Source organism: Streptomyces sp. CT34 (assembly GCF_000805335.1).
Classification (GTDB): Bacteria; Actinomycetota; Actinomycetes; order Streptomycetales; family Streptomycetaceae; genus Streptomyces.
On record NZ_KN708638.1, the window covers coordinates 7,944,271 to 7,969,999 of the forward strand.

The 25,729-nt window shown below is 72.9% G+C and carries 21 protein-coding genes and 1 pseudogene; 10 read left to right on the forward strand and 12 right to left on the reverse strand.

The genetic code is table 11. The features are described 5' to 3' along the window. The first annotated feature begins 93 nt into the window (after positions 1–93). The 3 genes from RZ84_RS34355 to RZ84_RS34365 all read left to right on the forward strand — a co-directional run bounded on the left by RZ84_RS34355 (position 94) and on the right by RZ84_RS34365 (position 3,598). Positions 94–1,656, forward strand: coding sequence for an APC family permease (locus RZ84_RS34355; protein WP_241778123.1), 1,563 nt, complete (start codon positions 94–96; stop codon positions 1,654–1,656). 58 nt (positions 1,657–1,714) lie between these two features. Continuing rightward, positions 1,715–2,548, forward strand: a complete 834-nt coding sequence (locus tag RZ84_RS34360) for a PP2C family protein-serine/threonine phosphatase (protein ID WP_043268551.1) — start codon at positions 1,715–1,717, stop codon at positions 2,546–2,548. Positions 2,549–2,611: 63 nt separating this feature from the next. Beyond that, positions 2,612–3,598, forward strand: a complete 987-nt coding sequence (locus RZ84_RS34365) for an MASE1 domain-containing protein (protein WP_198540181.1) — start codon at positions 2,612–2,614, stop codon at positions 3,596–3,598. Between the two features lie 18 nt (positions 3,599–3,616). Here RZ84_RS34365 and RZ84_RS34370 read toward each other — a convergent pair whose 3' ends face one another. Next, positions 3,617–4,678, reverse strand: a complete 1,062-nt coding sequence (locus RZ84_RS34370; RefSeq protein ID WP_043268555.1) for an ATP-dependent DNA ligase — start codon at positions 4,676–4,678, stop codon at positions 3,617–3,619. A 102-nt stretch (positions 4,679–4,780) separates the two neighbouring features. On the opposite strand from RZ84_RS34370, the gene ligD reads away from it, so the two are divergent. Beyond that, positions 4,781–5,794 carry a non-homologous end-joining DNA ligase gene (gene ligD, locus RZ84_RS34375; protein WP_043268557.1) on the forward strand — a complete coding sequence of 338 codons (1,014 nt, stop codon included), beginning with the start codon at positions 4,781–4,783 and terminating at the stop codon, positions 5,792–5,794. A gap of 23 nt (positions 5,795–5,817) precedes the next feature. Here the strand turns inward: ligD and RZ84_RS39405 are convergent, their stop codons facing one another. Both RZ84_RS39405 and RZ84_RS34385 read right to left on the reverse strand, forming a co-directional pair. Beyond that, a complete protein-coding gene (locus RZ84_RS39405; RefSeq protein WP_198540105.1) occupies positions 5,818–6,255 on the reverse strand; it encodes a hypothetical protein in 438 nt (145 codons plus the stop codon). 126 nt (positions 6,256–6,381) lie between these two features. Next, positions 6,382–7,926, reverse strand: coding sequence for an AMP-binding protein (locus RZ84_RS34385; protein WP_043268561.1), 1,545 nt, complete (start codon positions 7,924–7,926; stop codon positions 6,382–6,384). Positions 7,927–8,298: 372 nt separating this feature from the next. On the opposite strand from RZ84_RS34385, the gene RZ84_RS34390 reads away from it, so the two are divergent. Then, complete coding sequence (locus RZ84_RS34390; protein ID WP_043268563.1) at positions 8,299–10,383, forward strand: SpoIIE family protein phosphatase; 2,085 nt, start codon at positions 8,299–8,301, stop codon at positions 10,381–10,383. Positions 10,384–10,687: 304 nt separating this feature from the next. Next, positions 10,688–12,130 (forward strand): APC family permease, encoded by a 1,443-nt coding sequence (locus RZ84_RS34395; protein WP_043268565.1) that lies wholly within the window; start codon positions 10,688–10,690, stop codon positions 12,128–12,130. An 11-nt stretch (positions 12,131–12,141) separates the two neighbouring features. Here RZ84_RS34395 and RZ84_RS34400 read toward each other — a convergent pair whose 3' ends face one another. Then, on the reverse strand, positions 12,142–12,477 hold the full coding sequence (locus RZ84_RS34400; protein WP_043271694.1) for a hypothetical protein: 336 nt from the start codon (positions 12,475–12,477) through the stop codon (positions 12,142–12,144). A gap of 406 nt (positions 12,478–12,883) precedes the next feature. On the opposite strand from RZ84_RS34400, the gene RZ84_RS34405 reads away from it, so the two are divergent. Together RZ84_RS34405 and RZ84_RS34410 are read left to right on the forward strand one after the other, a co-directional pair. Then, the gene (locus RZ84_RS34405) at positions 12,884–15,595 is read left to right on the forward strand and encodes a SpoIIE family protein phosphatase/ATP-binding protein (RefSeq protein ID WP_043268567.1); all 2,712 of its coding nucleotides are present in this window, start codon (positions 12,884–12,886) and stop codon (positions 15,593–15,595) included. Positions 15,596–15,661: 66 nt separating this feature from the next. Next, the gene (locus RZ84_RS34410; RefSeq protein ID WP_052230373.1) at positions 15,662–17,005 is read left to right on the forward strand and encodes an MFS transporter; all 1,344 of its coding nucleotides are present in this window, start codon (positions 15,662–15,664) and stop codon (positions 17,003–17,005) included. Between the two features lie 135 nt (positions 17,006–17,140). On the opposite strand, the gene RZ84_RS39410 is transcribed toward RZ84_RS34410, so the two are convergent. The 8 genes from RZ84_RS39410 to RZ84_RS34450 all read right to left on the reverse strand — a co-directional run bounded on the left by RZ84_RS39410 (position 17,141) and on the right by RZ84_RS34450 (position 25,288). Beyond that, positions 17,141–17,425: a hypothetical protein gene (locus RZ84_RS39410; RefSeq protein ID WP_157878988.1), complete on the reverse strand. Its 285-nt coding sequence runs from the start codon at positions 17,423–17,425 to the stop codon at positions 17,141–17,143. Positions 17,426–17,490: 65 nt separating this feature from the next. Then, on the reverse strand, positions 17,491–17,913 hold the full coding sequence (locus RZ84_RS34420) for a MarR family winged helix-turn-helix transcriptional regulator (RefSeq protein WP_043268571.1): 423 nt from the start codon (positions 17,911–17,913) through the stop codon (positions 17,491–17,493). Between the two features lie 349 nt (positions 17,914–18,262). After that, positions 18,263–19,465 (reverse strand): MFS transporter, encoded by a 1,203-nt coding sequence (locus RZ84_RS34425; protein WP_043268573.1) that lies wholly within the window; start codon positions 19,463–19,465, stop codon positions 18,263–18,265. Positions 19,466–19,553: 88 nt separating this feature from the next. After that, entirely contained in the window at positions 19,554–21,332 is a 1,779-nt protein-coding gene (locus RZ84_RS34430) for a M4 family metallopeptidase (RefSeq protein WP_043268575.1), read from the reverse strand. 315 nt (positions 21,333–21,647) lie between these two features. After that, positions 21,648–21,938, reverse strand: a complete 291-nt coding sequence (locus RZ84_RS34435; RefSeq protein ID WP_043271698.1) for a hypothetical protein — start codon at positions 21,936–21,938, stop codon at positions 21,648–21,650. 281 nt (positions 21,939–22,219) lie between these two features. After that, a complete protein-coding gene (locus RZ84_RS34440; RefSeq protein ID WP_043268577.1) occupies positions 22,220–23,203 on the reverse strand; it encodes an acyl-CoA dehydrogenase family protein in 984 nt (327 codons plus the stop codon). Then, positions 23,203–24,372 carry an acyl-CoA dehydrogenase family protein gene (locus tag RZ84_RS34445; RefSeq protein WP_043268579.1) on the reverse strand — a complete coding sequence of 390 codons (1,170 nt, stop codon included), beginning with the start codon at positions 24,370–24,372 and terminating at the stop codon, positions 23,203–23,205. Before RZ84_RS34445 ends, RZ84_RS34440 begins: the two co-directional genes overlap by 1 nt. 31 nt (positions 24,373–24,403) lie before the next feature. Continuing rightward, positions 24,404–25,288 carry an enoyl-CoA hydratase gene (locus tag RZ84_RS34450; protein WP_043268581.1) on the reverse strand — a complete coding sequence of 295 codons (885 nt, stop codon included), beginning with the start codon at positions 25,286–25,288 and terminating at the stop codon, positions 24,404–24,406. 46 nt (positions 25,289–25,334) lie between these two features. On the opposite strand from RZ84_RS34450, the gene RZ84_RS39415 reads away from it, so the two are divergent. Next, complete coding sequence (locus tag RZ84_RS39415; RefSeq protein WP_157878989.1) at positions 25,335–25,631, forward strand: hypothetical protein; 297 nt, start codon at positions 25,335–25,337, stop codon at positions 25,629–25,631. Beyond that, positions 25,628–25,729, forward strand: a pseudogene (locus tag RZ84_RS42190) (short chain dehydrogenase); the annotation flags it as partial. The gene RZ84_RS39415 and the pseudogene RZ84_RS42190, both read left to right, overlap by 4 nt.

The following is a 25,729-nucleotide window of genomic DNA, read 5'->3' on the forward strand; positions in this document are numbered from 1 at the left end:
TGAGTCGAGGAGGCCGTTTTCGTGACGGATCGTCAAGTGCCGGAGGAATCCGGCGGAAGCGGCGCACCGGACGTACGGGTGCAGGAGCGCCGGCTGCACCGGGACCTGGGGTTCTGGGGGCTGACCGGGATCGGCTTCTCCAACATCGTCGGCTCCGGCTGGCTGTTCGCCGCCCTGTACGCCGCGCAGACCGCCGGACCCGCCGCCCTGCTGTCCTGGGTGGCGGCCGGCCTGCTGTGCGGGCTGGTCGCACTGGTGATGATCGAGCTGGGCGCGTCCCGGCCGGAGGGCGGCGGTACGGTCCGCTGGCCGCTGTACGCCAGCGGCCGGCTGGTCGGCACCCTCGTCGGCTGGTCGGTGCTGCTGTCGGTCGGCGGTACCGCCGCCGAGATCAGCGCGATCATGCAGTACACCGCGCACTACCTGCCGGGCCTGTACAACGGCCACACCCTCACCGCCTCCGGGCTGGCCCTGGCCGCCGGCCTCAGTGTGCTGCTGACCGCGCTGAACTGGTTCGCGGTGCGGCTGTTCGCCCGGCTGAACACCCTGGTCTCGGTGTTCAAGATCGCCGTCCCGGTCCTCACCGTGCTCGCCCTGATCGCCTCCGGCTGGCACTCCGGGCGCCTGACGGACCACGGCGGATTCGCCCCGTACGGCTATGTCGCCTGCCTGACCGCGCTGGCCGGCGGCGGCATCGTCTACTCGGTCAACGGCTTCCAGGCCCCGCTGGACTTCTCCGGCGAGACCCGCAACCCCCGCCGCACCATCCCGTGGGCCGTCCTCGCCGGCATCGGCCTGGCCGTGCTGATGTACCTGGCGCTGCAACTGGCCTTCCTGTTCACCGTTCCCGAGAACCTGCTCGGCGGCGGCTGGAAGGGCGTCTCCTTCGACTCGCCCTTCGGACAGCTGGCGCTGATCCTCAACCTGCACTGGCTGTCCAGCCTGCTCTACGCCGACGCGGTGCTCTCGCCCGGCGGCTCGGCGTACGTGGGCGTGGCCATCGACGCCCGGCACACCTACGCGCTGGCCAAGAACGGCACGATTCCCCGCTACTTCATGAAGGTCGACGAGCGCTTCGGCGTGCCCCGCCGGGCGTTGGCGGTCAACCTCGTCGTCATCGTGCTGTTCCTGCTGCCGTTCGGCGGCTGGCAGGACATCGTGAGCGTGATGGGCGACATGTACCTGCTGATCTACGCCGCCTCCGCGGTCGCCGTCGCGGTCTTCCGCGCCGAGCCGGGCGGTCGCACGGCCGGGTGGGTGCCGGGCCTGCGCTGGATCGCGCCGGTCAGCTTCGTGGTGGCGAGCGAGTTCGTCTACTGGTCGGGCTGGCACGATCTGCGGCTGGCGCTGCCGCTGGTGCTCGCCGGACTGCTGGTCTTCCTGCTGATGCGGCGGCCCGGTGCGGAGGCGGCGGAGAGCGACGGAGCCGGGCCGCGCCGCCCGCTGGGCGCCGAACTGCGCACCGGCGCCTGGCTGGTGGTCTATCTCCTCGCCCTGACGCTGCTGTCCTGGCTGGGCACCTTCAAGGGGTCCGGGCGGCTGCCCGCCCCCTACGACTCGCTCACCGTGGCCGCCGTCGCGCTGGCCGTCTTCTTCTGGGCCGTACGGTCGGGCGTCGGCCAGCTGACGGCGTCCCGGCCGGCCGCTGCCGTGTGACGGCCGCGGCGACCCGGGCCGTCAAGCGGATGCCGGACCCCCGAAATATGATGAAGCCATGCTTCGGCGTCGTCCTCCACGGTCGGCGAGCGCCGACGATCTGTTGACCACGCTCGGGCGGCTGACCGCCCAGGCGCGGGAGGGCGCGGAACTCCAGCGGGCCCGGGTCGAGCTCGCCGAGGCGCTGCAGCGCGAGATGCTGCCGGGCGCGCTGCCCGAGCTTCCCGGACTGCGCACCGCCGCCACCTACGCCCCCGCCCGGCACGGCCTGGCCATCGGGGGCGACTGGTACGACGGCTTCCGGCTGCCGGACGGCTCGCTGGCGTTCTCGGTGGGCGATGTGCAGGGCCACGACGTCGAGGCGGCGGCCTTCATGGGCCAGATCCGGATCGGGCTGCGCGCGGTGGCCGCGCACGCCGCCGATCCCGGCGAGGTGCTCAGCCGGGCCAACGACCTGCTGCTCTCCGTGGACTGCGAACTCTTCGCCACCTGCACCTTCGTCCGCTTCGACCCGGTCCGCTGGGAGCTCACCAGCGCCCGCGCCGGGCACATACCCGGCGTCTGGGCCACCACCGACGACCGCCACGGCGTGACCGACGATCCCGGCGGCATCCCGCTGGGCATCCTGCCGGGGGAGCGGTACCCGGTCACCCGGCGGCGGCTGACCACGGCGGGCGCGTTCGTGCTGCTCACCGACGGGGTCGTCGAGGGGCCCTGCTTCCCCATCGAGGCCGGACTGGCGCAGGTGACCCGGCTGGTCAGCGCCAAGGCCGGGGACCATCCCGCCGACGTCGCCGACGCGGTGATGTGCGTCGCCGAGCTGACCGGGCACACCGACGACGCCGCGGTCATCGTGCTGCGCTTCGACGCCGCGGACGGCAGGGCCGGGTGAAGCAGGCGTCGGGCGCGCGTGTCGCGGCCGGCGCCCGGCCACCGGCGTTGTCTGATGGCAGACGTGGTACGCACCGGGGAACTCCGTCGGCCGGCAGCGGCAGCCCTGGCGAACCTCGTACTCGCCGGCGTCTACTGGGCGTCCGCGAAGGTCGGCCTGCTGGAGCAAGTCGTGGTCGCGGGTGCGGTGGTGACGCCCCTGTGGCCGCCCACCGGCATCGCGCTGAGCTGCCTGCTCCTGCTGGGCCTGTGGATGTGGCCGGGCATCGCCCTCGGCACTCTCCTGGTCATCTCCACGCTCACCAGGCTGGACTTCTCCGGCATCGGCGTGGTGGCCGGCAACACCCTCGCCCCGGTCTGCGCCTGCCTGATGCTGCGGCGGGTCGGCTTCCGCACCGAACTGGACCGGCTGCGCGACGGCGTCGCCCTGGTGTCCCTCGGCGCCTTCGCCGCGATGGTGATCAGCGCGACACTGGGCAGCGGTACCCAGGTGCTCACCGGCGCACTGCCGACCGGCGACTTCTGGCGTACCTGGTCGGCCTGGTGGGTGGGCGACGCGATGGGCGTCCTCGTCGTCGCGCCGCTGCTGCTCGCCCTCCGTACGGTCCGGCCGCCCCGGCACATCCCCCTCTACCGCTGGGCCGAGGCGGCGGCGCTGCTGGCCGGCACGGTCGTGGTCTCGCTGCTGGTGACCCGCAGCCCGCTGTCCCTGCTCTTCCTGGTCTTCCCGATGATCGTGTGGGCGGCGCTGCGGTTCCAGCTGGTGGGAGCGGCGCCCTGCGTGCTGGTGCTGTCGGTCTTCGCGATCCACGCGGCGACCGGCCGCCGCGGACCGTTCGCCGGTCACAGCCTGTTGGAGGCGATGGTCAACCTCCAGGCCCTCAACGCGTCCGCCGCGCTCACCGCGCTGCTGCTGTCGGCGATCGTCACCGAGCAGAACACCATCCGGCGGAAGATCGAGCAGGCGTGCACGGAACTGGCCGAGGTCGTCGACCGGCTCGCACCGGGGGAGAGCAGGCACCGCTGGCCGCCCGGCGGCGAGCCGGGGTGACCGGGTGACCGGCGCGGCTCAGCCGCCCAGCAGCTCCCCCAGGTCGTAGCCCACCGGCTCCTCCAGCTGGGCGTAGGTGCAGCTCTGCGGTGTGCGGTCGGGCCGCCAGTGCCGGAACCGGGCGGTGTGCCGGAACCGGCTGCCCTCCATGTGGTCGTAGGCCACCTCGCACACCAGCTCCGGGCGCAGCGGCACCCACGACAGGTCCTTGCCGCCGCTCCACCGGCTCCGCCCCCCCGGCATCCGCCGGGACGCGTGCGCCGCCTCGTCGGCCCAGTCGCCCCAGGGGTGGCCGGACACGTCGTCCATCCGCAGCGGCGCCAGCTCCTCGACGAGCCGGCGCCGCTCGGCCATGGGGAACGCGGCGCACACCCCGACGTGCTGGAGGTGCCCCGCGTCGTCGTGCAGCCCCAGCAGCAGCGAGCCGACCACCGGCCCGCTCTTGTGCAGCCGGTAGCCGGCCACGACGCAGTCCGCGGTCCGGGCATGCTTGACCTTGAACATCACGCGGTCGCCGGGCCGGTACGGCAGGTCCAGCGGCTTGGCGATCACCCCGTCCAGCCCCGCCCCCTCGAACTGCGCGAACCACCGGGTGGCCACGTCCCGGTCGAGGGTCGCCGGCGCGGTGTGCAACGGCGGCCGGGCCGGTCGCAGCGCCTCGACCAGGGCCTCCCGGCGGGCCGTCTGCGGCTCGTCCAGCAGCGCGGCGGAGCCGAGCGCCAGCAGGTCGAAGGCGACGAGCGAGGCGGGCGTACGCGAGGCGAGCGTACGGACCCGGGAGTCCGCCGGGTGAATGCGCTCCAGCAACTCCTCGAAGTGCAGCCGGCCGTCATGGGCGATGACGATCTCGCCGTCGAGCACGCAGCGCGGCGGCAGTTCCTCCCGTACGGCGTGGATCACCTCGGGGAAGTAGCGGCTGAGCGACTTCGTCGTCCGGCTGGCGATCTCCACCTCGTCGCCGTCCCGGAAGACGATGACCCGGAACCCGTCCCACTTCGCCTCGTACTGCATACCGGCGGGGATCTCCGCCACCGACTTCGCGAGCATCGGGGAGACCGGGGGCATCACGGGCAGGTCCATGCTCCCGATCCTGAGGGCAGACCGCCGCGTACGCCTGCCGGGGACGGCCGGGCGACCGCCGCCCGGCGCGCGGCGCGCCGGTACGGAACCTAGCGTGGAGGCATGGCCGGAGCCCGAGCTGTGGAGCTGGACGTCGCGGGGCGCACCGTACGGGTGTCGAACCCCGACAAGATCTACTACCCGGAGCGCGGCTTCACGAAGTGGGACGTGGTCCAGTACTACCTCGCGGTCGTGGACGGGGTGTTGCGCGGTCTGCGCGACCGGCCCACCACCATGCAGCGGTTCCCCGACGGTGTCGCGGGCGAGTTCTTCTACCAGAAGCGGGCGCCCAAGGGGCTGCCGGAGTGGCTGCCGACCGCCCGGATCACCTTCCCCAGCGGGCGGTTCGCCGACGAGATGTGCCCCACCGAACCGGCCGCCGTCCTGTGGGCCGCCAACCTGGGCTGTCTGACCTTCCACCCCTGGCCGGTCCGCCGCGGCGACACCGAGCACCCCGACGAGCTGCGCATCGACCTCGACCCGCAGCCCGGCACCGACTTCGCCGACGCGGTCGAGGTCGCCCACGAGCTGCGCGAACTGCTGGCCGCCCACGGGCTGCGCGGCTGGCCGAAGACCTCCGGCGGACGCGGGGTGCACGTCTATGTGCCGATCCGCCCCGAGTGGACGTTCACCGAGGTCAGACGGGCCGCGATCGCCGTGGCCCGGGCGCTGGAGCGACGGCTGCCACGGCTGGTGACCGCCGCCTGGTGGAAGGAGGAGCGCGGCGAGAAGGTCTTCGTGGACTACAACCAGATGGCCCGCGACCGCACCATCGCCTCGCCCTACTCGCTGCGCGCCCGCCCCCGGGCGACCGTCTCCACCCCGCTGCGCTGGGACGAGCTGCCCGACGCCGCGCCCGAGGACTTCGACCTGCGCACCGTCCCGCCCCGCTTCGCGGAACTCGGCGATGTGCACGCGGACATGACGGATTACGCCTACGGCCTGGAATCCCTCCTGGAGCTGGCCGACCGGCACGCCGCCGACGAAGGGCTGGGCGATCTGCCCTACCCGCCCGACCACCCGAAGATGCCCGGCGAACCGGCCAGGGTCCAGCCGAGCCGCGCCCGCAAGCAGTGAACACCGGACGGTGTCCGGGCGCCTCAGCGGACGCCCGGAGCCGTGCCGCATCCGGAGCAATTCCGAGAGCCGTTGGAGTGGACAGCCGCCGTGCCTGCGGAGGACGGCGGTACCGCGCGGTACGCATCACTTGTCCTATTTCCTGCCAACAGGAGAAACGCATGCGTAAGTTCATAGGGCGTACCGTCGCCGCCACGGCACTCGCCGCGGCCACTCTTGTCCCCTCCGCCGGTATGGTGCAGGCCGCCCCTCACCGCCAGACCGTCGCGGTGAGCGACGATTATGACGGCGGTGGGCACCACGGCCGTCACTTCCGTCACCACCGGCACTACGACGAGTGCGACTTTTTCGGCTTCGGCCGATTCGGTCGTGAGGGTCGTGAGGGGCGTGAGGGCCGTGAGCGTCGCCACCACGGTCGTGAGTTCCGAGAGCGCCGCGAGGGGTGCGAGGATCATCACCACCCCGGCCTCCTCGGCTGGCTTCTTCACGACCTGCTCGGCTTGCTCTGATCGGCAGGAGGCAGGTGGGCCGCCGCAGTTGCGCACTGCGGCGGCCCGCCACTGCCGGTCCGGTGCCCCGGGACCGGATCAGACCGCGTCGCCCGACTCCTCGGCACGGCGCCGGAGTTCCTTCTTGTCCGGCTTGCCCGCGTCGGTCAGCGGCAGCGCGTCCGCGAAGGTGATCTGCGCCGGCTCGTACATCGCGCCGCGGACCTCGCGCACCATCGCGCGCAGCTGCTCCGCGTCGACGTCGCCGCCGGCGGTCCGCACGACCGTCGCGTACACCCGCTCCATCCGGTCCGCGTCGCGGACGCCGTAGACGGCGCTCTGGAGTACCTGCGGGTGCGAGTTCAGCAGGTCCTCCAGCTCGGTGGTGTACACATGGCCGCCGACCACGACGATCATGTCCTTGAGCCGGTCGACGATGGTCAAGTAGCCCTCGTCGTCCAGGAATCCGACGTCGCCGGTGTGCAGCCAGCCGTCCCGCAGCACCTCGGCGGTCAGTTCGGGCTGCTTCCAGTAGCCCTGCATGATCATGGTGGAGCGGACGCAGACCTCGCCGTGCTCACCGGCCGGCAGATCGCGCCCGGACTCGTCGCGGATCGCCACCTCGACGTCGGGCAGCACCTTGCCGGCCGAACGCAGCCGGTCGGGGCGGTCCGGGTCGTGGTCCTCGGGCAGCAGCACGCTGATGCCGCCGGCCTCGTTCTGGCCGTAGCCCTGCACCAGCACCTGGCCGAACGCCCGTACCGCGTCGGCCAGCCGGGCCGGGGACGCCTGGCAGCCGCCGTAGGTGACCATGCGGAGGCTGGAGGTGTCGGTGTGCGGGCGGTCGGGGTGGTCCATCAGCTGGTAGAGCAGCGGCGGGAGCAGGAACAGCGCGGTGATCCGCTCGCGCTCGATGGCGGCGAGCGCCTCCTTGGCGTCGAAGTCGTCGTGCAGGACGACGGTGCCGCCGGAGTGGAGGACGGTGTCGGCCATGTAACCGGCCGCGTGGGCGAGGGTGGTGCAGACCAGCTGCCGGTGCCGCACGCCCTCGAACTCCGGCAGCGCCCCGGTGAACCACCGCACCTGCTCGAAGGTGGTGCAGATGCCCTTGGGGTGGCCGGTGGTGCCGCCGGTGTGGCGGATGGTGCAGATGTCGCCGGGCCGGGCGAGTGTGGCGAACGGCTCGTCGCTCTCCGCGGCGGCCAGCTCCAGCAGGTCGGCGCCGACCTTGGCCGGACCGAGTACGAGGACGTCCGGTACCGGCGCCAACTCGACCAGTTCCGCGGCCCGTTCGGCCAGTCGCGGGTCGACGACCAGGGCGCGGGTCTCGACGTCGCGCACGATCGCGGCCTGGGAGTCGGCGGAAAGCTTGTTGTAGAGGTGGTTGACCCGGGCGCCGATGAGGTTGGCGGCGTAGCGGGCGGCGATGGTCTCCGGCAGGTTGCCGCTCAGCAGGGTGATGGTTGCGCCCGGTTCGATCCCCTGGGCGCGCAGGGCGCGGGCCATCCGCAGGACCAGGGTGCGGAACTCGCCGGCGGTGACCCGGCGGCCTTGGTGGACCAGGGCTTCGCGCCCCGGGTCGAGGCTAAGTGCATCGAGATTCTCCTCCACGTACGTGCGGAACTGCTGGTCGGATATGGGCATCGAGGGCTTTCTCCTGACCCCGGCGGCGTATGGGGGTACGCCGGTGGCGCGAAATTCATTATTGGTTGCCCCTAGCAACTAATGTCAGGGTAATCCCAAGAGATCCACATCTCCAAGTCGGGAGGCCGTGCGGGGGCGTTGTGCCGTCGCGGGAGGCCGGACCAATATCGTCAACGCGGTCGCCGACCTCGGGGAGGGCGACGCATAATGCTCCATCCGGTACGGGCCCACCCCTTATGGATCTCGCTCTTCCTGCGGGGCCGTCCCGTGTGGAGGGATGATGGAGGGCAGCGGCAGCACGGCGAGAGTCGGCCGGTGCACGGAGAGCGCCACGGCTGCCGGTCCCCGGAGACCGGCGGAAGGAGTGCCTGGATGGGTGCGACCGACGCGTTCCCCGAGAGCGCCGCCCCGGTCGGAGCCGGACCGTCGCAGCCCGGCGGGCTGCTGGACGTCCTGGGCGTGGCTGCCGTGATGCTGGACGCGAACGGCCGGATCGCGCTGTGGAGCCCCCAGGCCGAGGAACTGTTCGGCTGGACGGCGGAGGAGGCGCTGGGCCGGTACGCGGCCCAGTTGCTGGTCCCCCCCGAGCACGTCGATCTCGTCCTGCGGCTGTTCTCCGACGTCATGGCCGGCGGCGAGAGCTGGGCCGGCGTCTTCCCCGTCCAGCACAAGGACGGGAGCGTCCGGCTGGTCGAGTTCCGCAACATGCGGCTGCTGGACGAGCGCGGGGAGTCCTACGCGTTGGGCATCGCCACCGATCAGGACGTGCTCCGGAGGGTGGAGCGGGACCTGGCGCTGTCCGTCCGCCTGGTGGCCCAGTCGCCGATCGGGCTGGCGGTGCTCGACACCGATCTGCGGTTCGTGATGGTCAACCCGGCGCTGGAGCGGCTCAACGACCTGCCCGCGGAGCAGCACATCGGCCGCCACGTCCGGGACGCGCTGTCCTTCCTGGACACCGACGTCATCGTGGAGCGGATGCGCGAGGTGCTGGCCACCGGCCGGCCGCTGATCGACCAGTTCACCGTCGGCCGCACCGCCGGCCATCCCGACACCGACCAGGCGTGGACGGTGTCGTACTACCGGCTGGAGGACGCCAAGGGCCGGGTGCTGGGAGTCGCCACCTCGGTCGTGGACGTCACCGAGCAGCACCGGGCCGCCACCGAGGCCGCCCGCGCCCGGCGCCGGCTCGCGGTGATCGCGGACGCCTCGGCGACCGTCGGCACCACCCTCGACGTCCACCAGACCGCCCGTGAACTCGCCGACGTCATCGTGCCGGAACTCGCCGACCTGGCCGCCGTCGACGTCCTCGACACCGTGCTGGACGGCCGCCGCCCCGCCGCGGTCCGCCGCGACGGCACCGCCCGCTTCCGGGCGCTGGCGGTCGCCGCGGCCGGCGAGACCCCCGCGGTGCGCGCCGCCGATCCCACCGGGGAGCTCGCCTCGTACGGCGCCGACCGGCTGATCACCCGCGCCGTCACCGAGGCCCGCCCGGTGCTCGTCTCCCGGGTGGGCGAGCAGGACCTGCCGCGGATCGCCGCCGACAGGGAGGGCGCCGAGCTGCTGCGGGTGGCCGGGCTGCACTCCTATCTGGCGGTGCCGCTGATCGCCCGCGGCGAGGTGCTCGGCACGCTGTCGCTGTACCGCATCGGCAACGAGGTGCCGTTCGACGACGACGATGCGGTGCTCGCCGTCGAACTGGCCGCCCGCGCGGCGGTGTGCATCGACAACGCCCGCTCGTACCAGAGTGAACGGCGCACCGCGCTCACCCTCCAGCGGCACCTGATGAACCACCGGCCGCCGCAGCCCACCGCCATGGAGATCGGCTTCCGCTACCAGCCCGCCCAGGCCGCCAGTGAGGTCGGCGGTGACTGGTTCGACGTCATCCCGGTGGCCGGCGACAAGACCGCACTGGTCGTCGGCGACGTGATGGGAAGCGGTATCAACGCCGCCGCCACCATGGGGCAGTTGCGCACCACCATCCGCGCGCTGGCCGATCTCGATCTGGAGCCCGACGAGGTGCTGCGCCACCTCGACCACATCGCCGGCGGCCTCGATCCGGCCTTCGCGACCTGCCTGTACGCCGTCCACGACCCGCACCGCGAGGAGTGCCGGATCGCCGTCGCGGGCCACCTGCCGCCGGTCGTGGTGCGCCCCGGCCGGCCGCCCGAGCTGCTCGATCTGCCGACCGGCGCCCCGCTCGGCGTCGGCGGAGTGCCCTTCGAGCAGACCACCGTGCCGCTGCGCGAGGGCGACCAGGTGGTGCTCTACACGGACGGGCTGATCGAGACCCGCGACCAGCCCATCGACGTCCGCCTGGACACCCTCCTCGGCCTGCTCGCCGAGCCCGAACGGCCGCTGGAGGAGCTGTGCGACCGCCTCCTGAGCGAGCTGCGGCACGGCAACGATCACGATGACGTCGCGCTGCTCGTGGCGCGAATCGGGGGCCGCGGCGACTGACGGCCGTCTCGCGCCGGCAAAAAACGCCGCCCGCCGCCCGTGCCCGCCGGGGAATCCGCAGCTCGCCAAGGTACGCGGAATTCGCGATGACAACGCTTTCCTCGCATGGATCAGGGTGTTCCACCCGGTATTTGCTGCGGATTTCGTTGTCTCGGCGCCTTAACAAGGCCTTGACGGGAGTCGACGTCGGCGGTTGTATTCCGGTCACCGAAGCGGACCCGGCGATTCATCCGGTCCGACCGCTTTACGGCACTCCGTCTTTTATGTGCCGCCCCTTCCTGCCTCCAGCACTGATGGGACACGGATGACCGATATGCCTTACCCGCCTGTTGCCACCGCGGCTTCGGAGCCGGACACCCGCAGTGCGACAGCGGCGGCGGACACCCCCCGACTCACCCGGTCGATCGGCGTGGTCGGCGGCACCCTGCTCACCCTGTCCTGCCTCACCCCGGCGTCCTCGCTGTTCGTGATCGTGCCGGGCTCGTTCGCCGCCCTCGGTACCGGAACGGCCCTGACCATCGCCATCGCGGGCCTGCTGTGCGTCGGAGTGGCCTTCGCCTACTCCGAGTTGGGCACCCTCGTCCCGAGCTCCGGCGGCGAGTACGCGATGGTCGGCACGCTGATGGGCCGGCTCGCCGGCTGGCTGGTCTTCGTGCTCTCGCTGATCGTCGTCATGATCGTGCCGCCCATCATCGCGCTGGGCACCGCCGACTATCTGGCGCCGCTGGTACACCTCGATCCGCAGTACACCGCCGCCGGCGTGATGCTGCTGGCCACCGCCATGGGCCTGCTCGACCTGCGCGCCAACGCGTGGATCACCGGCATCTTCCTGGTACTTGAGGTCGTGGCCAGCGCGCTCGTGGCGTTCCTCGGCTTCAGCCACCCCCACCGGTCCGCGGCCACCCTCATCCACCCCGTCATGGACGCCGGGCACGGCACGAGCACGGCCGTCACCGGCGGGCTGATCGTGACCGGACTGGCCACCGCGCTCTTCATCCTCCAGGGCTTCTCCACCGCCGTGTACCTCGCCGAGGAGATGGAGAACCCGCGGCGCAACGTCTCCCGCACCGTGCTGTGGACCCTCGCCATCGGCGCCGCCGTGGTCCTGATACCGGTCATCGCCATCACGCTCGGCGCCCCCGACCTCAAGACCCTCGGCGCCGGCGACATCGCCGGCATGGTGCAGACCTGGAGCAACTCCGCCGTCGGCACCTTCGTCAGCCTCTGTATCGCCCTGGCGATCATCAACGCGGCGATCGTCATGGTGATCCAGAACTCCCGGGTGGTCTTCTCCTCGGCGCGCGACGCGGCCTGGCCGACCCCGGTCAACCGGATCTTCTCGCACGTCGGCAAGCGCTTCGGCTCGCCCTGGGCGGCCACCCTCGCGGTGGGCGTTCCCGGTGCCGCGCTCTGCTTCGCCAAGCTCGACATGCTGAACGAGGTCACCGGCGTGGCCGTCGCCGGTATGTACGTCTTCGTCGCGCTGGGCGCCCTGGTCTCCCGCCGCGGGGAGCACCGGCACCGCCTCGCCTGGCGGATGCCGCTGTGGCCGGCGATCCCGGCACTGCTGGTCGTCGTACTGATCTGGGTGCTGTGGCAGCAGAGCGCCGTCAGCCTGCTGATCACCGGCGGTGTGGTCGCCGCGGCGGCGGTCTACTGGGCGGTCTACCTCCGCCCGCGGCAGGACAGCCACTGGGTGATCACCGTCCCGGAGGACGAACTGGCCGCCGGGGTGCCGCGGGTCTGAGCGGTCCTCTTCTACCGGCCGCCGGGCCGGGCGAGGGCGAGCGCGTCCAGCAGCAGGCACACATGGTCGACGGCATCCCGCCCGGCGGGGCCGTCGGCCGCGTGCGCATCGTCGAGAAGGCCGGCGGTCGCACGCAGCAGCGCCACCAGTCCCGCGCTGGCCGGCGCCGGCTGCGGATGCGCGAGGGCGGAGCGGATCTGCTCGCCGCTCAGCGGCAACCCCGTCTCCAGGAAGCGGTACAACGCGACGGCGGTCTGCCGGTCGGCGTCGTTGGGCTTCCACACGCCGCGCACGTGGTGGTCGATGAGCTCGGCCGCCTCGGCACGGATGTCCTCTGCAGTACGCATGCCCACGAACGTCTCATACGCGCCCGCCGGCCCCGAGCCCGGCCCCCGGTCCCGCCCCGGCGCCCCGCGCCGCTGCCGACTCCCGAGTAAGCACCCCTGACCAGGCGTGTTGCGCAAAGCGCCATGATCGCGCGGCAGATCAGGCGGGCCGCCGCAACCGTCCGGGCCTGTGGGAAGAGTTACACACAAGGGGCTCCGGCGGCGATTTCGCGGGCGGGACGTCTACCGCAGAACCGTAGCCGTGAAACATACCCGCTGGTTTACTGGCCCCCTGGTGTCCGGGCCGCGGCCACGGGATCATCGTCCTCCGACGTCTGCACACCCGTCCGTCGCGACGCGGCCCACGGCCGCTGCGCTGCGCGATGTGCAGCTCGCCCACCGTATGCGGGAGGTGTAGAAAGAGGACATGGCCGGACGCTACGGCCGCCCGCGTTCGGTTCTGCGGATGCGAACTGTCGCAGGTCAGGTCTTTCTCCTGCAAGTGGCGATCGTGCTCCTGCTCGTCGCCGCCGCCATTGCGGCCCTCGTGCTGCAGTCCGGGAACGATTCGGAACGCGAGGCCCGCAACAGATCGCTCGCCGTCGCCCAGACCTTCGCCAGTTCCCCCGGCCTCGAAGCCGCCCTCAAGAGCCCGCATCCGACCGCCGTCCTCCAGCCCCGGGCGGAAGCCGCCCGCCGCGGCTCCGGGGTCGACTTCGTCGTCGTCATGAACACCGACGGCATCCGCTACACCCACCCCATCCCCAACCGCATCGGCAAGAAGTTCGTCGGCACCATCCAGCCGGCGGTGCACGGCGGCATCGTCACCGAGAAGACCACCGGCACCATCGGCCCGCTCGTCCAGGCCGTGGTGCCGGTCTTCGGACACCGCGGCACCATCGTCGGACTGGTCTCCGCGGGCATCACGATCAGCAAGGTGAGCGGGGTCGTCAACGCCCAGTTCCCGCTGATCTTCGGCTCCGCGGCCGGCGTCCTGCTGCTCACCACCGGCGGCACGGCCCTGGTCACCCGGCGGCTGCGCCGGCAGACCCACGGCCTGGGCCCGGCCGAGATGACCCGCATGTACGAGCACCATGACGCGGTGCTGCACGCGGTCCGCGAAGGGGTCATCATCGTCCGCGGCGACGGCCGGCTGGTGCTCGCCAACGACGAGGCGCGCCGGCTGCTCGACCTCCCGCCGGACGTCGAAGGACGCCGGGTCGCCGACCTGGGACTGGACCCGGCCACCGCCGCCCTGCTGGAGTCCGGACGGATCGTCACCGACGAGGTCCACCCCGTCGGGGAGCGGCTGCTCGCCGTCAACCAGCGGTCGACCGACCGGGACGGCGGCCCGCCCGGCAGCGTCACCACCCTGCGCGACACCACCGAGCTCCAGGCCGTCACCGGCCGTGCCGACGTGGCCCGCGGACGGCTGAAGCTGCTCTACGACGCCGGCGCCGAGATCGGCACCACCCTCGACGTGGTCCGCACCTGCGAGGAGCTCGCCGGGTTCGCGGCCGCCCGCTTCAGCGACCTGGTGACCGTCGACGTGGCGGTGTCCGTCCTCAGCGGTGAGGAACCGACGGCCACCGGCGCCGGTATCGAGATGCGCCGGACGGCGGTCGGCGGCGGGCCGCCGGACGGCTCGCTCTACCCGGTCGGTGAACTGATCCGCTTCGCGCCGCACACCACGCTCGGCGCCCGCCTGCCCGCCGGTGAACCGTTCCTGGACCGCGATCTGGCGGCGTTCGCCGGCTGGCAGCACCACGACCCCGAACGGGCCCGGCAGATCGTCGCCCACGGCATCCACTCGCTGATCGCCGTTCCGCTGCGCGCCCGCGGCGTCATCCTCGGCGTCGTCCTCTTCTGGCGCTCACGCAGCCCCGAACCGTTCGAGGAGGAGGACCTCTCGCTCGCCGAGGAGCTGGTCGCCCGCGCCGCGGTGAGCATCGACAACGCCCGCCGCTACACCCGCGAGCACGCCATGGCGGTGACCCTGCAACGCAGCCTGCTGCCGCGTGCCCTGCCGGACCAGAACGCCGTGCTGGCCGCCTTCCGCTACCGGCCCGCCCATGCCGGGCTCGGCGGGCCGGGCGGCGTCGGCGGCGACTGGTTCGACATCATCCCGCTGCCCGGGGCCCGGGTGGCGCTGGTGGTCGGCGATGTCGTCGGACACGGGCTGCACGCCGCGGCCACCATGGGCCGGCTGCGGACCGCCGTCCACAACTTCGCGAACCTGGACGTACCGCCCGACGAACTCCTGTGGCATCTCGACGAACTCGTCACCCGCATCGACCAGGACGAGGGCGCCGAGAGCACCGGCGACGGCCCCAAGGCATCGGTCACCGGCGCCACTTGCCTCTACGCCATCTACGACCCGGCCTCCGGCGTCTGCACCATGGCCCGCGCCGGCCATGTCCAGCCGCTGCTGCTGCGGCCGGACGGCAGCGCCGCGTTCGTCGACGTGCCCGGCGGCCCGCCCCTGGGGCTCGGCGGGCTGCCCTTCGACACCTGCCGGCTGGAACTGCCCGAGGGCAGCAGCCTGGTGCTCTACACCGACGGGCTGGTCGAGGACCGCCACCGGGACATCGACGAGGGCATGGCGCTGCTGCGCCGTACACTCGCCGGCCGACCCGACCGCACACCGGAGGAGACCTGCGAGGCGGCGCTCGGCGCGCTGCTGCCGGACCGCCCGGCCGATGACATCGCGCTGCTCGTCGCCCGCACCCGGGTGCTGGGCGCCGCGCACATCGCCGACTGGGACGTCCCCGCCGACCCCTCCGCGGTCGCCCAGGTACGCGCCGCCGCCGTCCGCAAGCTGGCCGAATGGGGGCTGGCCGACGAGACGTTCACCAGCGAGCTGATCCTCAGCGAGCTGGTCACCAACGCCATCCGCTACGCCGTCGGACCCATCCGCGTCCGGCTGATCCGGGACCGCTCGCTGATCTGCGAGGTCGCCGACCACAGCAGCACCTCCCCGCATCTGCGGCAGGCGGCCACCACCGACGAGGGCGGGCGCGGCCTCTTCCTGATCGCGCAGCTTGCCGAGCGGTGGGGGACCCGGTACACCAGCGACGGCAAGGTCATCTGGACCGAACAGGCGCTGCCCGACGGGGAGTCCGCCGCCGACGGCGCCTGATCCGCGAAGGTATCGGCTGCTAATCTCCCGTCGCGTGAAGCGCACCTATGGGACGGCGGCCGGCCGATGACCGGCGCACCGCACGCGGACGGCGCTCCCGGGCCCGTGATTCCGGCCCGGCGCTGGGCCTACGTCATCCCGGTCGCCGCGATCATGTACATGCTGGCGTACCTGGACCGGAACAACATCTCCGTCATCCTCCCCTACATGCACGGCGATCTGGCCCTCTCCCACGCGGACCAGGGGCTCGCCGGCGGCATCTTCTTCGTCGGCTATGTCTTCCTCCAGATCCCGGCCGCGGTCCTCGCCCAGCGCTGGAGCGCCCGGAAGACCGTGCTGATCCTCATGGTCGCCTGGGGACTGTCCGCGGTGCTCTGCGGTCTCGTCCGGACCCGCGGCCAGTTCTACGTCGCCCGCTTCGTCCTCGGCTTCTTCGAGGGCGGCGTCTGGCCGGCGGTGCTGATCCTGCTCGCCTCGTGGTTCCCCCTGCGCGAACGGGCCCGCGCCAACGCGCTCTGGATGGCCTGCCTGCCGCTGTCCTCGGTCCTGATGGCGCCGCTGTCCGGCTGGATGCTCGACCATGCGGGTTGGCGCTGGGTGCTGGTGCTCCAGGGGCTGCCGCCGCTGCTGTGGGCGGTGGTCTGGTGGTCCACGGTCGCCGACCGGCCGGCGCAGGCGCGCTGGATCTCCCGGGCCGAGGCCGGCTATCTGGAGCGGGTGCTCGCCGCCGACGAGGCCGCCAAGTCCCCGGCGGGCAGCGGCTCGTACCGGGACGCGGTCCGGCAGCGGCCGGTCCTCGTCCTCATCGGCGTCTACTTCTTCTGGATCACCGGTTTCTACGGCTTCAGCCTGTGGCTGCCCTCCGCCATCAAGGAGCTGACCCACAACGGCTCCCCGACGGAAGTCGGGCTGCTCACCGCCCTCCCGTTCACCGCCGCGCTCGCCGCGATGATCGGCAACGCCGCCTGGTCCGACCGCACCGGCCGGCGGCGGCAGGCGGTGGCCGTCCCCCTGGGGGTCGGGATCGCCGCGCTGCTCCTCGGGCAGACCGTGCACGGCGCGCTGCCCCGGATGCTGCTGCTGTGCCTCACCGCCGCCGCGGTGTACGCGCCCTACGGCCCCTTCTGGGCGATCCCGGGGCAGCTGCTGCGGTTCGAGGCGGTGGCGGTCGCGATGGGCCTGATCAACGCCCTGGGCAATCTCGGCGGGTTCGCCGGACCGTATCTGGTGGGGTGGCTGACCGATGCCACGGGGTCGAGCCTGACCGGCTTCGCGGTGCTGGCCGGATTCCTCGCGGTGGCCGTCGTCCTGGTGACGCTCGGGTTGCGCCCCGGCTCCCGGCTGCCGTACCGGCCCTCCGGCTGCAGGCCCGCCTCGACGGCCAACATACCGCTGGATGCGGCGAGTTGACGTAGTCATCCCGGATCCGTGGTGGCCGGGACGCCACCGGCCTGCCACCGCCGCACGCGATCGGCGGCAGGGAGGGTCTTGTTTGCTTTCGTGGGGGTGATTCCCGACTTGCTCGATATCCCCCCTCATTCCCCCTCATCCCCCCTCGCTGTTCCTGCCGAGCGAACCGTGCGCATCCGCGCCGCGATCGCCGCCAGTGCCCTTGCCGCCACCGTCGTCCTCGGCGGCGCGAGTGCCGCACTCGCCGGCGGCACGGACCACCAGAGCCGGAGCCACTTCGGTGGCTGCTCCCTCTCCGCGGCCGTCGTCGAGGACCTCGGCCCGGTCCACGACGAGGGTTGCGGCGGCGGCAGCCGGGCGCACGGCAAGGGGTGGCGACCAGGGGTAACGGGCGTGCCCTGTCGCGTGGTTCGAGGTCATGGGACGCGGTGTCGGAAGGTGCCGGCCGGGCCGCCTGAGGGTGCCCGGCCGGCACCGTCGGTGCGTCAACGGCCGTCCGTGGCCTTGCGCGGCGACAGTTCGGCCAGGGCGTGCAGCGCCTGGAGGCCGCGCAGGAACCCGTCCCGGTCGGCGGCCGGCAGCCGGGCCGGCAATCGCTCCTCGCCGCGCTGGATGTCCGACTGGACGGCGTCGCGCAGCCGCCGGCCCTCGGGGGGCAGGGACAGCAGCCGGACCCGCCGGTCCTCCGGGTCGGGCTGACGGCGGATCAGCCCGCGGGCCGCCAGATCGTCGAGGACCGGGATGATCCGGGTCTTGTCCGCCCGAATGATCTCGGCCAGCGGGGCCTGGGTGCGGATCCGGGTCTCGTCGAGGTGCAGCAGTACCGAATACGCCCACATCGCCAGGCCGTGCGCGTCGAGTGCCGGCTGTTCCAGGGCGGTCAGCGCCCGGCCCAACGGCACCAGCATCGCCGATCGCCCGCGCGGTCCCGGACGGCGGGGCCCGGCTCACCGCCGGCAGCTCCTTCAAGCCGGGGCTGCCGGGCACCGAGGGCGCGGGGGTGCTGGAGCAGATCCTCACGGCGCTGGGGCGCGCGCCCGAGTGGCGGGCGGGGGAAGCGGTGCGGTGAGGGGCGGGTGGAGACGGTGCGTCGGCCGACGCGTCGCCCACCACCGTTTGCCGGCCCGCTACCGTTCCGTCTGCCGCATGCGCCGCGCCATCCGCGCCTGCTCCCGCGATTTCTCCGCCAACTCCGGTAGAGGGGTGCCGAAGTGGCCGGTGTGTGCACCCCGGGGTCGCGGGCGGTACGGGTGCGGCTCAGGTGGCGGGGGTCGTCGTCGGCGGGTGGCGCAGTACGTAGCCGGCGACCGCCAGGGCGAGGACGATGGCACAGGCCGCGAAGGCCAGGCCGGCCGGCCGCAGGCCCCACGCCTCGGTGAGCGCGCCGACGCCCACGACCGGTAGCGAGAGCCCGAGGTAGGCGACGAGGAAGAACGCGGAGATGGTGCCGCCGCGGTGTTCGGGCGGGGCCGCGGTGCCGACGGCGGTCAGCCCGGCGCGGAAGGCCATTCCCTGGCCGGTGCCGCCGCAGACCGCGCCGGCGACCAGGACCGGCAGGGACGCGGTGGCGAGCGAGGCGGCGACCAGGAAGAGGCCGAGTACCAGGACCAGGCAGCCGCCGGGCAGCGCGGCGCGGACGCCGAGCCGGCCGGTCAGCGACTGGCCGAGGGTCGAGCCCAGGAAGACGGTGCAGACGACCGCGCCGGAGACCGCCAGGTTGTGCACGTCCAGGGTCTGGGCGACGAAGCTCGGGGCGACCGCGGTGAACAGGCCCAGCAGCGCGAATCCGGCGAACGCGGCGACGGCGCAGGGCGCGAACAGCCCGCGGACCGGGGGCGGTGGGCGGAGTCCCCGGGGCCGCAGGATGCGGGGGAGGTGCGGGTCGGCGACGGTCTCCGGCAGCACCCCGGTCGCCGTCGCTGCCAGGGCCAGCAGGCACAGGTGCAGCAGGAAGGGGAGGGCCAGCGGCCAGGGGGTGTACTGGGCGAGCAGACCGGCCAGGAGCGGGCCGCAGCCGAGGCCGCCCATGTTGGCGGCGGTCGCGGCGAAGCCGGCGCGGGCTTGCCGGCCGGGGCGGGCCAGTTCCAGTACGGCGGCGGTGGCGGTACCGCTGAACAGCCCGGCCGTGAAGCCGGACAGCACCCGCCCGAGCAGCAGCATCGGAAGCCCGCCCTCGAAGAGGAAGCACAGCGCGCTGGCCGCGGACACGCCCAGCGCGCCGAACAGCACCGGGCGCCGGCCCACCTCGTCGGAGACGTCGCCGGCGAGGAGAAGCACAGCGATGACCCCGAGGGCGTAGACCGCGAAGACCACCGTCACCATCAGCTCGGAGAAGCCGAGTTGCCGGCGGTAGAGCCCGTACAGCGGGGTGGGCAGGGTGGTGCCGGCCATCCCGATCGCGAAGACGCCCGCCGCGACCGCGGAGCCGGGCCGTCGCATTCCGCCGGTGCGCACGCTCATGCCGGTCAACGTAGAGGGTCGGCCCGCAACGATGCGCGACGGTGCCCCCGCGCGTGGCGGGGGCACCTGCCGGACGGGGCGGGTCGGCTCACCCCTTGCCGGGGGTGTCGGCGGCGGTGACGTTGACGGCGGCCCAGGCGCGGTCGACCGTCTTGTACGCGGTGCTGCCCGCGCCGTAGAGGTCCTTGGCGGCCTTGAGGGTGGCGATCCGGGCGTCGTGGAAGTCGGTGGTGGAGACCATGTACCGGGTGAGCGCCCGGTAGAAGATCGCCGTCGCCCTGTCCCGGCCGATACCGGTCACCTTCGCGCCGTCGTAGGTGGGGGAGTCGTAGGCGAAGCCCCCGATGGTCTTCTTCCCGCTGCCCTCGGCGAGCAGGTAGAAGGCGTGCGAGGAGACGCCGGAGCCGGCGTGCACCTCGGTGTCGTGGGTCTGCTTCGACCAGTAGTCGACGGTGCCTTCGAGCTTGTCGAGGGAGGGTTTGTCCAGCCGGCGCAGGAACGTCTGCCGGAGGCCGAGCTTTTCGCCCATGAGGTAGTTCGGCGGGTTCTTCGGGTTGTTGGTGGCGAACTCGACCGCGGTGCCGAAGATGTCCGCCAGCGACTCGTTGAGCGCGCCGGGCTCGCCGAACTGGTTGCCCTCGGCGTCGACGCGGGTGGGCTGGAGGCCCGCGGTCGCGTCGACCACACCGTGGGTGAGTTCGTGACCGGTGACGTCCAGGACGACCAGCGGCTTGGTGAAGGTCCTGCCGTCGCCGTCGCCGTAGAGCATGCAGCCGCAGTCCGAGGACCAGAAGGCGTTGCCGACGTTCTTGCCGTAGTGCACCAGGGCGTGCGCGCCGGCACCGTCGTTCTTGATGCCCTTGCGGCCGAAGGTCTTCCGGTAGAAGTCCAGGGTGCTGCTGATGCCGTACTGGGCGTCGACGGCGGCGGTGGACCGGTCGCCGGCGGTGCCGTTGCCCCAGTGGTCGGTCTTGCTGGTGAGCGCCTTGCCGTCGGCGAACTTCTCGAGTTCCCGGCCGCCGGCGTCGCGGGTCTCGGTGTTGCCGCGGGTGCTGTCCTTGAGGGTGAAGGCGGCCTTGGCGGTCCGGGTGGTGGACAGTCGCACGGTGCCGACGAAGAAGGACGAGCCGGTGCCGGTCGCCGGTGCGGGGAAGCCGCCCTTCCCGCCGGGCGTGGCCGTGGCGGACGCGGCGGCGGCCGGGCCGGTCGCGGGCGTGAGCCGCTCGCCGCGCTGCCGGAGGGTGCGCTGCACGGAGGGGGACAGGAAGGAGTCGTCGGCCGGTATGTCGCTGAGCACGCCGCCCGTGGTGGCGTCGACGACGACGGTCCGGGCGCCGCCGGCCTCGGTGGTGCGGCTGTCGTCGACGCGCACCCGGTAGGCGAGCGTCGTACGGTCCTTGCGGGCGTCCACGACCAGTTGGGGCTCGCCGGCCCGGCCCTGGGCAACGGAGGCGGCCTTGGCCGCGGCCTGCCGGCCGGAGAGCTCCGGGGCGGTGGTGGTCACGTCGACCTGGTGGCCGGAGGCCCGGGTGACGCCCTCGTAGGCCGAGTCGGCGCCGAGGTGGACGACCAGATCACCGCCGAGCACCGGCAGACCGCGGTGGCTGCGGAGGAAGCGCACATGCTGCCGGCCGTCGGGGTCGATCAGGGTGTCGGTGGCCTGGAGCGTGTCCTGCCTGCCGACGCCGGTCGTCGCCGAGTGCGCGTACGCGGCGGCGCGGGCCGCGTCGACGACGGAGGGGGAGGCGGAGGAGGGGGTGGCGGGGGCGGCCGTGGTGGCGCCCGCGGTTCCGGAGGTGAGGGTGGCGGCCGTTGTCACGGCCACGGCTATCGCCAGGTGGTACCTGCGTATGTGGGGTCTACGCACCGGTGGGTCCTTTGAGCTGCGGGGGCGGCCGGCTCACCAACCGCCCGTACGCACGGTGCCGTTGGGCACCGCGGGGGTTGTGTGGCCCCGCGCAAACCCTGGTATGTCTGGCATGCGCATGTAAAGGAAAAGGATCGATTTGGGCGGCGAAGAATTCAAAAATTGACAATTCATCAGCTTTGGGTAGTCACAGGGTGACCAAGTGTGTTCTGGGCGGGGAGACGCGCAGAGGGGTGCGAGGGTTGCCCGGCATGACGGAGGCCGGGACAGCGGCTGCTGTCCCGGCCCGGATCGTCCTGGGTGTCCTCGGGGGCGCTAGATGCGGAAGAGCTCCTCCAGCGTCGCCTGCGCCTTCTCGCCGCCGCGCACCGCCTCCACGACGGCCTGGTGGAAGGCCCGGCTGTCCTCCTCCGAATGGCAGGGCACGGGGCTGCCGACCATGGTGTACCAGTCCGAGGACCCGGTGTACTGCACGGCCACGTGCGCCTCGTCCTCCGACCACGTCGTGTGAATGGTCAGGTCGCCCTGCATCGGGCCGATCTCCTCGGTGTGCACCGCGCCGGGGCGGGCGTGGATCCCCACCGTGGTCCAAGATGCCCAGGTCATGATGTTCCCCTCGGTCCCAAGGGCCTCGGCCGGCAGCCGGGCGCGGTGTTTCAAGTCTGGCACCTGAGGTGCGGTGGCGCACCGTATCGACAGGCCGCCATGGCCCCCGCTCACCGCGTCACCATCGCTCCTCCATCCTGCCGTCACGCAGTCGTCACACAGGGTGCCGGCGGGCCGGCCGGTCAGCGGCCCCGCAGCGTGCCCGGTCCGCCGCCGGCGGTCCGGTGACCTTCGGGGGCAGCCGGGCCCAGGGGGCGTACGGGGCCCGGGGTGCGGGCGGCCTATCCGGCCAGGACGCGGGCGCGGCACTCGGCCGGGGTGCCCCAGGCGTCCCGCAGCGGGCGGGCCTTGCGGAGCCGGAGGGAGAGGTCCGGCTCGTCCGTGTAGCCGAGCGCGCCGTGCAGTTGGAGCGCGGTGCGCGCCGCGGCATAGCACGCCTCGCCCGCCGCCACCTTCGCCGCCGCGATCTCCGCGCCGGCGCGGGCGGCGTCCCGGGCCAGCGCCAGGGCTGCCGCATGGACCAGCGGCCGGACGAACTCCAGGGCGAGCAGGGTGTCGGCCAGCCGGTGCCTCACCGCCTGGAACGAGCCGATCGGCACCGCGAACTGGGTGCGCCGCTTGACGTGGGCGACGGTCTCGTCCAGCAGGGCGTGGCCCAGGCCGAGCGCCTGGGCCGCGGTGAGCAGCCGGGCGGTGTCGGTGGCGTATGCGGCGGCTGCGGTGACCGCCGGGCCACGGGCGAGGACGGTGCCGCCGAGCGGGCGGAACAGCCGCCGGGCGGGGTCGAGCGTGGGCTGCACCGGGCCGTGGGACTCGGTGCGGCACGCCGTGTCACCCCGGACGACGAAGACCGCGTCGGCGGCGTCCGCGTCCAGCGCGAACGGCGCACCGTCCGCGCACAGCCCGACGACCGCGTCACCGGAGGCGATCCGGGGCAGCCAGGCGACCGCCGCCCCGGTCTCGCCGAGGCGGTCCAGGAAGGCCGCGGCGGCGGCCGTCTCCACCAGCGGGCCGGGTACCGCATGACGGCCCAACTCGACGTAGACGACGGCGAGTTCGAGGGGGAGCGGGCCCAGTCCCTCGTATGCCTGGGGGACCGCGAGGGCGAACACCCCGGTCTCCGCGAGCCGCGCCCACAGGTCGCGGCCCGGCTTGTGCTCCCCGGTAGCCCAGGCCCGTACGGCGGCCGGGGTGTCGGACGCGCCGAGCATCCCGTCCAGTGTCCGCGCGAACTCCCGCTGCTCGTCGGTCAGGAGGAACCGCATCAGCGGCGTCCCTTCGGCAGGCCGAGCAGCCGCTCGGCGATGATGTCCCGCTGGATCTCATTGGTGCCCGCGTAGATCGGGCCGGCGAGGGAGAAGGTGTAGCCCTCGGCCCAACTGCCGTGTGCGGGAGCCTCGTCGGCGCCGTCGGCGAGGGTGCCGTAGGGGCCGAGGAGATCCAGGGCGGTCTCGTGCAGGGCGATGTCCAGCTCGGACCAGAAGACCTTGTTGAGGCTGGACTCGGCACCCAGGGTGCCACCGGCGGCGAGGCGCGAGGCGTTGGCGTAGGCGAACAGCCGGTAGGCGCGGGCGCCGATCACGGCGTCGGCGACCCGGTCGCGCAGCGCCGTGTCGCCGGGGTCGGCCGCCTCGCGCCACAGCGCGGTCAGCCGGTCGGCGGCGGCCGTGAAACGGCCCGGACTGCGCAGGGTCAGTCCGCGTTCGTTGCCGGTGGTGCTCATCGCGATCCGCCAGCCCTGGCCCGGCTCGCCGATGACATCCGCGTCGGGGACGAACACCTCGTCGAGGAAGAGTTCGGCGAAGGCCGGCTTGCCGTCCAGCCGGCCGATGGGCCGCACCGTCACACCCGGCGCGTCCAGCGGGAACATCAGATACGTCAGGCCCTGGTGCGGCCTGGCGGTGCCCGGCTCGCTGCGGAACAGGCCGAAGGCGCGGTCGGCGAAGGCGGCCCGGGACGACCAGGTCTTCTGGCCGCTCAGCAGCCAGCCGCCGTCGGTCCGTACGGCCGTGGAGCGCAGCGAGGCCAGGTCCGAGCCCGACTCCGGCTCGGACCACGCCTGTGCCCAGATCACCTCGCCGGTGGCCATCGGGCCCAGGACGCGGGCGCGTTGCTCCTCCGTGCCGTGCTCGAAGAGGGTCGGTGCGAGGAGGCTGATGCCGTTCTGGCCGACCCGGCCGGGCGCGCCGGCGGCGTAGTACTCCTCCTCGAAGATCAGCCACTGGAGGAGGGAGGCGCCCCGGCCGCCGTACTCCTCGGGCCAGGAGACCACCGACCAGCGGTCGGCGGCGAGCCGGCGCTCCCAGTCGCGGTGCGCGGCGAATCCCTCGCGGGTCTCCAGCGATGGGAGGGGGGCCGCGGGTACGTTCTCGGTGAGCCAGGACCGCGCTGCGGCTCGGAAGGCGTCGTCGGCGGCGGTGAAGTCGAGATCCATCAGTCGTCAACTCCCTTGACGGCGCGTCCCATTACGCTCCCGTCTGCCGGGGGCGGGGTGGGCCGTCCGCGGCATGCCGGCGCATCGCCGCGATGTCCACGCCGGCGAGCGGGTCCGCCGCGGTCTCCGCGTTGTGGGCGTGTGCGAGGTGGTGCAGCCCGAAGACCGAGTCCAGTCCGGTGTGCAGGCCCTGAAGGTCCTCGGCCTGGTTGACCGCGCGCTTGGCCAGGGCCAGTCCCAGCCGGGGCATCTCGGCGATCCGCAGCGCCAACTCGGCGGCACACTCGGCCAGTTCGGCGCGCGCCACGACGCGGTTGACCATGCCCACCTCGTACGCCCGCTGTGCGGTCATCCGGTCGCCGGTGTAGAGGAACTCCTTGGCGATCCGCGGCGGCATCACCCACGGGTGGGCGAAGTACTCCACGCCGGGGATCCCCATCCGTACGACCGGGTCGGCGAAGAAGGCGTCCTCGGAGGCGACGATCAGATCGCAGACCCAGGCGAGCATCAACCCGCCCGCCACGCAGGCCCCTTGGACGGCGGCCAGGACGGGTTTGGGCAGCTCCCGCCAGCGGCGGCACATCCCCAGGTAGACCTCGGACTCGCGGGCGAAGCGGCTCTCCGCCCCCTCCTTGTCCGAGTGATCCCACCACAGTCCCGCCGTGCGGTCGAAGGGCAGATGGGCGTCGCGTTCGGGGGTGCCGATGTCATGGCCCGCGGAGAAGTGCCGGCCCGCGCCGGCGAGCACCACGACCTGCACGTCGTTGTCGTCGGCGGCGCGGTAGAAGGCGCGGTCCAGGGCGTAGGTCATCGCGGAATTCTGGGCGTTGCGGTAGTCCGGGCGGTTCATCGTGACGGTGGCGACCGGGCCGTGCCGCTCGTAGCGCACGACGGAGGTGTCCTCGCCGGAGGTCATCGGCGACTCCTTCCCTAACAAGTGTTTGGTAGATTAATGTACGGCCATGAGCGGCGTCGAGGCCCCACCACCGCAGGGAGCTTCCGCACCGGGTACCGCGGCCGGCTGCGGGCCGGCCTCACCGGGGAGTTCGCGGACCTGCGGGGCCGCGCCGGCCCCGGTACGGAACACGGGGCGCGCCGAACTCCCCGCCCGGGAACGGCACATGGCCGCCGTACGCGAGGGCCGGACCCGCGTCGGCCGGCCCGTCGCGTACGGCGGCCGGGGGGCGCCCCCGGCCCCGCAGGTCGCGGACACCATCGCCGAGCGGGTGCTCGGCCGGCCGAAGGAGGCACCGGCATGACCCCACCGCCCTACGTACCCGGTCACGATCTGCTCGGCGGCCGGACGGCGGTCATCACCGCCGCGGCCGGGGCGGGCATCGGCGGGGGCCCCCCCCCG